Annotated in this window: 5 protein-coding genes; 4 read left to right on the top strand and 1 reads right to left on the bottom strand. The window is 70.2% G+C overall.

Annotated elements, in window-relative coordinates:
• From G6023_RS06440 to G6023_RS06425, 4 genes are all read left to right on the top strand, one after another.
• Positions 1-682: pyridoxal phosphate-dependent decarboxylase family protein (locus G6023_RS06440; protein WP_241727726.1), on the top strand; the 682-nt coding region annotated here is incomplete at its 5' end.
• Entirely contained in the window at positions 679-2,070 is a 1,392-nt protein-coding gene (locus tag G6023_RS06435) for a lysine N(6)-hydroxylase/L-ornithine N(5)-oxygenase family protein (RefSeq protein WP_182634550.1), read from the top strand. The genes G6023_RS06440 and G6023_RS06435, both read left to right, overlap by 4 nt.
• Entirely contained in the window at positions 2,067-4,562 is a 2,496-nt protein-coding gene (locus tag G6023_RS06430; RefSeq protein ID WP_182634548.1) for a GNAT family N-acetyltransferase, read from the top strand. Before G6023_RS06435 ends, G6023_RS06430 begins: the two co-directional genes overlap by 4 nt.
• Positions 4,563-4,572: 10 nt before the next feature.
• A complete protein-coding gene (locus G6023_RS06425) occupies positions 4,573-4,959 on the top strand; it encodes an MmcQ/YjbR family DNA-binding protein (RefSeq protein WP_182634546.1) in 387 nt (128 codons plus the stop codon).
• An 87-nt stretch (positions 4,960-5,046) separates the two neighbouring features.
• Here G6023_RS06425 and G6023_RS06420 read toward each other — a convergent pair whose 3' ends face one another.
• The gene (locus tag G6023_RS06420; protein ID WP_163375625.1) at positions 5,047-5,565 is read right to left on the bottom strand and encodes a hypothetical protein; all 519 of its coding nucleotides are present in this window, start codon (positions 5,563-5,565) and stop codon (positions 5,047-5,049) included.
• Positions 5,566-5,791 lie beyond the last annotated feature (226 nt).

Genomic DNA, 5,791 nt, shown 5'->3' with positions numbered 1-5,791 from the left:
CGGCGGGCTCCTGGTCTCCCCGACGCGCCGGGGCCTGCTCGACGGGATCGAGCTCGCCGACTCGGTGACCGTGGACTTCCACAAGACGTTCTTCCTGCCGGTGGCCGCCTCGGCGCTGCTGCTGCGCGACGGTTCGGGCTTCCGCCACTCCACCGTGAGCGCCGACTACCTCAACCCCACCGACGGCGACGACCACGCCGTGGACAAGTCCCTGCAGACCACCCGCCGTTTCGACGCCCTCAAACTGTGGATGACGCTCCGCGTGCTGGGCGCTGACGGAATCGGCCGTCTGCTCGACGAGGCGATCGACGTGGCCGCCCGGATCGGCCGGACGATCGAGGCCGACCCGGAATTCGAGTTGGTGCGGCGCCCCGCCCTGTCGACGGTGCTCTTCCGGCCCCGGCCCGCGGTGACCGCGCCCGACCGTCCCGTCACCGACAGCGCACTCACTGACGACGAGGCCGACGCCCTCGTGCGCCCCGTCCGCGACGCGCTGTTCGCGGAGGGACGCTCGCTCGTCGCGTCGACGGTCGTGGACGGCCGGCCCTGTCTCAAGCTGACGGTCCTCGATCCGAACCTCGAAGACGAGGACGTGGCCGTCGTGCTGACGGACGTCCGCGACGCCGCTCGCTACCTCGCCGAGGGGATACGCGAGGCCACGACCGCGGGGGTGCTGACGTGAGCACTGACCTGGGCTCCTCCCGTGTGCACGACCTGCTCGGCGTCGGTATCGGCCCGTTCAACCTGGGCCTGGCGTGCCTGGCCGAGCCGCTGGGTCTGGACGCGGTGTTCCTCGATTCCCGCGACGGTTTCGCCTGGCACCACGGACTCATGTTCGACGACGCGACCATCCAGGTGCCGTTCCTCGCCGACCTGGTCACGTTGGCGGACCCGACCTCGCCGTATTCGTTCCTCGCCTACCTCAAGCAGGTCGGGCGTCTGTACCCGTTCTACATCCGTGAGAATTTCCAGCCGCTGCGCGCCGAGTACGACGCCTACTGCCGGTGGGCTGCCGAGCGGGTGCGCGGCCTGCGCTGGGGGCGGGAGGTGGTCGACGTCCGACGGGAGGACCAGGGACGAGAGGGACCGGGCGACGACGACGAGGCCCCCGTCTACCGTGTCACCGCCCTCACCCGCGAGGGCACCGAGACCTATCGCGCCCGCCACCTGGTGCTGGGGATCGGCACGACCCCGTGGTCGCCGATCGACACGGGACTGCTCGACGGTGGCGGCACGGTGGCTCTCCATGCCTCCGACTACCTGCACCGGCGGGAGGACCTACTCTCGCTGGGGTCGGTGACCGTGGTGGGCAGTGGCCAATCGGCTGCGGAGATCTACAACGACCTGCTCTCCGCCGCTGCCGGCGTCGGCCCGCGCGTCGACTGGGTGACACGCTCGCCGCGGTTCTTCCCGATGGAGTACACCAAGCTCACACTCGAGATGACCTCGCCCGAGTACATCGACCATTTCCACGAACTGCCCCCTGACCAGCGCGACCGGATGCTGCGCGAGCAGCGTTCGTTGTACAAGGGCATCGACGCCGAGTTGATCAACCAGATCCATGATCTGCTCTACCGCCGTTCGGTCCAGGGCCTGGACACCGGGCTGCTGGCCGCCGCCACGGCCCTCGACCGTGCCCGCCGGGAGGCCGGCCCCGCCACCGCCACCGACTTTGCCACCGCCTCCGGCGCTGCCCTGCGCCTGGACCTGCGCTGCACCGACACTGGCAGGCAATGGACCCATCACACGCAGGGACTCGTCCTCGCGACGGGCTACTCCCCCACGCCGCCGCGGTTCCTCGACGGGATCGCCGAAGAGATCGACAGGGACGGCCGCGGGCGCTACCGGGTGGCCCGTGATCACACCGTCGACCGCGCACACTCCTTCATTCATGTCCAGAACGCGGAGGAACACACCCACGGGCTCACCGCCCCGGACCTGGGCATGGGAGCGATGCGCAACAGCATCATCCTGCGCGGGATCTGCGGCCGCGAGGTCTACCCGATCGAGTCGTCGATCGCGTTCCAGCAGTTCGGCGCCCCGACCGCCCGGCACCAGGAGGCACGATGAACACCAGCACAGTCCACACCAGCACCGTCCACACGCCAGCCGGGTTGGTCACCCTGGAACCACTGGCCCTCGACCACGACACCGTCCGCACCCTGCACGCGTGGCTCGACCATCCCGGTTCCGCCTACTGGGGTATGCGGGGTACCACCCCGGCGCAGGTCGAGGAGTTCCTCACCGACTGGTCGGCGAGCCCGCACCGGTCGGTGCACATGGTGCGCATCGACGGTCTACGTGTGGGCCTGGCCGTGTTCTACGACCCGGACGTCGTCGAACTCGACGGCCGGTACCCGCACGAGCCGGGCGACCTCGGGATGCACCTGCTCGTCGCGCCCACCCGCACGCCGGTCCCCGGCACGTCCGCGGCCGTGATGGGGGCCATCTGCTCGACCGCGTTCGAGGTGCCGCTGTTCGGCGCCCCGGCCCGCCGGGTGGTGGTGGAGCCGGACATCCGGAACACCGCCGTGCACCGGCTCAACGCCCGCGCCGGCTTCCGCGAGGACGGCCCCGTCGACCTGCCCGACAAGACGGCGCTGCTCTCCATCTGTCGTGCCGAGGCGTTCCGCGAGTCGGAGATCGGCCGGACGTCGATGCCGGTCTCGTCGTCGTCACCCCCGGTCGCACTGCCACCCCACGCCCACCTCACCGGTCACGCCATGCGCCGCGCGCACCGCCACCTCTGCGCCAAGGCGCTGGCCGAGTTCTCCCACGAGCGGCTCCTCGCGCCCACCCGCTCCACTCACACCGACGCCGGACCCGATGTCTACGCGGTCCGCGCCGGCAGCGAACGGTGGACGTTCCGCGCGCGGGTGCTGCCGCTGGAGCACTGGGCGATCGACGAGGCCTCGCTGTGCCGCGAGGTCGACGGCGTCCCGGTCGAGCCGGACGCGCAGGAGTTGATCCTCACCCTCGCGCCCCATCTGGGGATCCCCGGGTCGCTCGTGGGGACCTACCTGGAGGAGATCGCGGCCACGCTCGGCTCGGCGGCGTTCTGCCTGCACCACCGCGATCGACCCGCGCAGCAGCTCGCGGAGGCCGACCTGCAGGAGGTCGAGGGCGCGATGACCGAGGGGCATCCCGGGTTCGTCGCCAACAACGGCCGCGTGGGCCTGGGTCTGTCCGACCGTCACCGTTACACGCCCGAAGCCCCGTCGACCGTCCGGCTGGTGTGGCTGGCAGCCCGCCGCGGCCTGAGCCACCTGGCCACCGTCGCGGGCCTCGACGAGCGCGACCACTACGCGCGCGAGTTCGGCACCGAGGCGCTCGTACGGTGCGATGACCGGCTGCGCTCACTGGGCCTCGACCCCGCCGACTACCGCCTCCTGCCCGTACACCCCTGGCAGTGGCAGCACGAGGTCGCGGTGGCGTTCGCCCCCGATCTCGCGCGCCACGACCTGGTCCACCTGGGCGAATCCGACAGCGAGTACCGGCCACAGCAGTCCGTCCGCACCTTCTTCGACGTGACCCACCCCGAGCGCGGCTACGTCAAGACCGCCCTCGCCGTGCAGAACATGGGGTTCACCCGCGGCCTGTCGCCGAAGTACACGCGCGACACCCCGGCCGTCAACGACTGGGTGGCCGGGGTCGTCGCCTCGGATCCGGTGTTGCGCGCGCTGGATTTCCAGATCCTGCGGGAGGTCGCCGCCGTGGGCTACACCGGCGACGCCTACCACCGGGCGGCCGCGGCCGGGATCTCGGACGAGGGGCCGCACACCAAGATGATCGCGGCCCTGTGGCGCGAGAGCCCCGTTTCACGGCTGGCCCCCGGAGAACGTGCCGTCACGCTGGCCTCGATGCTGCACGTGGACCTGCACGGGCGGTCCCTCGCCGTCGAGCACCTCGAGCGGTCGGGCCTGGACGCCCGCACCTGGCTCCGGGCGCTGCTCGACGCCTACGTGCTGCCCGTCGCGAGGTGCCTGCTCGTGCACGGGCTGGTCTTCATGCCGCACGGTGAGAACGTGATCGTGGTGATGGGCCCCGACCACACCGTGCGCCGGGCGCTGTTCAAGGACATCGGCGAGGAGGTCGCCGTGGTGCGTGACCGGCCTCTGCCCTCTGGGCTCGAGCGGATCCGCCACGTGGTGGACGCGGAGACAGCCGCACTGAGCGTCCACACCGACGTCATGGACGGGGTGCTGCGCCACCTCGCCGCGATCCTCGACGTCGCCGGGGTGCTCGAGGCGGATCAGTTCTGGGACGAGACGCGGCAGTGCCTGGAGACCCTGGCTCCCGGCGGCGGTCGCGACGGCGAGGTGCACCGTTCCACCTGGGAGGCGCTGTTCGCTCCGCGGTTCAAGCACTCGTGCCTCAACCGCCTGCAGTTGCGTAATACGCGGCAGATGGTCGACCTGACCGATCAGGCCGGGTCATTGCAGTTCGCGGGGACGCTCGCCAACCCGCTCGTCTCCCGGCTGGCCCGGGACGACGACACGCCGGGCGAACCGCAGCGTCCCCCCGCCCGGGCGCAGAGCCGGGCGCGGAGCCGGCGACGGTAGCGTCGACGGCATGAACGGACGGGAACTCCAGAAGCGCGCGGCGATGCGCGCCCGCGAACTGCCCGCGTCGACTCTGGAGTTCCCGTTCGGGCCGGACTTCGATGTGTTCAAGGTCCGCGGGAAGATGTTCATGTTCCACGCGGTCGTCAACGGCGAGCGTCAGGTGATCCTCAAGGCACTGCCGTCGGACTCGATGGCCCTGCGCGATGCGCACGCCGACATCACGCCCGGGTACCACATGAACAAGCGGCATTGGATCTCGCTGCACCCCGGCGGCACGCTGACCGCGGACATGGTTTCCGAGCTGGTCACCGAGTCCTACCGACTCGTGGTGTCCGGCCTACCCCTGGCGCAGCAGCCCGTCGAACCGCACGCCTTCGGGCGCCAGCAGCGTTAGGTAGGCCGACGCCCACCACCCGGATCGACCCCGCCCCTTAGCCAGGGCCTTGGGGTTGGAGTCCGGGCGCGGGGCGCGGAAGCCGCCTCAGTTCTCCGGAGTCAGCGCGGCCTCGGAGACAGAACCCAGTCGATCACCCACGGACCCCTCCACCGACTCGGTGGCGGACCCGGTGTCAATCTGATCCTCGAGCGACGCGCCGACCAGCGGCACACCGGACACCACCGCGCCGACGGAACCCTGGACGTCTCCCTCGAGCAGCGCATCCGCCGACTCGGCGACCGGGTTGAGGACCATGCAGATGACTCCCACCGGAACCTGCAACGGCACGCCCATCAGGTTGGCGGCAGCGCCGGCCGCCGAACCGAGATTGCACACGAGGGTGGCGGTGGAACCCAGCGGTCCGGAGGCGTAACCGGGCAGAGAACCTGTAACGGAACCGGGCAGCAGCTCGCCAGCCTCGCCGAGATAGCCCCCCTCGGTCTCCGATGCTCCCGGGAGGGAGTCGGAGCCGGTGGCTTCCGAAGTCTGGGCGGCGGCGGCCCCCGTAGAGAAGACGAGGAGCGCGGCGGCCACGGCTCCGGCACAGGTGATGGTCTTGGTCATGGAACGCCTCCGAGTTTGGGTCTACGGGGCATCCACCCCAAGCAATCAAGAAGAGTGGATCATACATTTCGCTGAAATGGGCGATCGGTGATTGCAATTCAATGGATAGGCCAGAAGCGAAAAAAACCCTTGCCTGTTCGAATGCGTGTGCGTATCGTAGAACACAGATTCGATACCAACCAGACGGTCAGGGGGTGGGGCACATGGGCGGTAACGCAGACGCCGC

This window comes from Dietzia sp. DQ11-71 (genome assembly GCF_014144995.1).
Lineage (GTDB): Bacteria > Actinomycetota > Actinomycetes > Mycobacteriales > Mycobacteriaceae > Dietzia > Dietzia kunjamensis.
The sequence above is the reverse complement of the archived record's forward strand: the minus strand, read 5'-3'. Positions and strand labels throughout refer to the sequence as shown.

Coding starts and splice junctions, on each gene's coding strand:
- G6023_RS06430 (WP_182634548.1), top strand. CDS start 2,067: ATGAACACCAGCACAGTCCACACCAGCACCGTCCACACGCCAGCCGGG.
- G6023_RS06425 (WP_182634546.1), top strand. CDS start 4,573: ATGAACGGACGGGAACTCCAGAAGCGCGCGGCGATGCGCGCCCGCGAA.
- G6023_RS06420 (WP_163375625.1), bottom strand. CDS start 5,565: ATGACCAAGACCATCACCTGTGCCGGAGCCGTGGCCGCCGCGCTCCTC.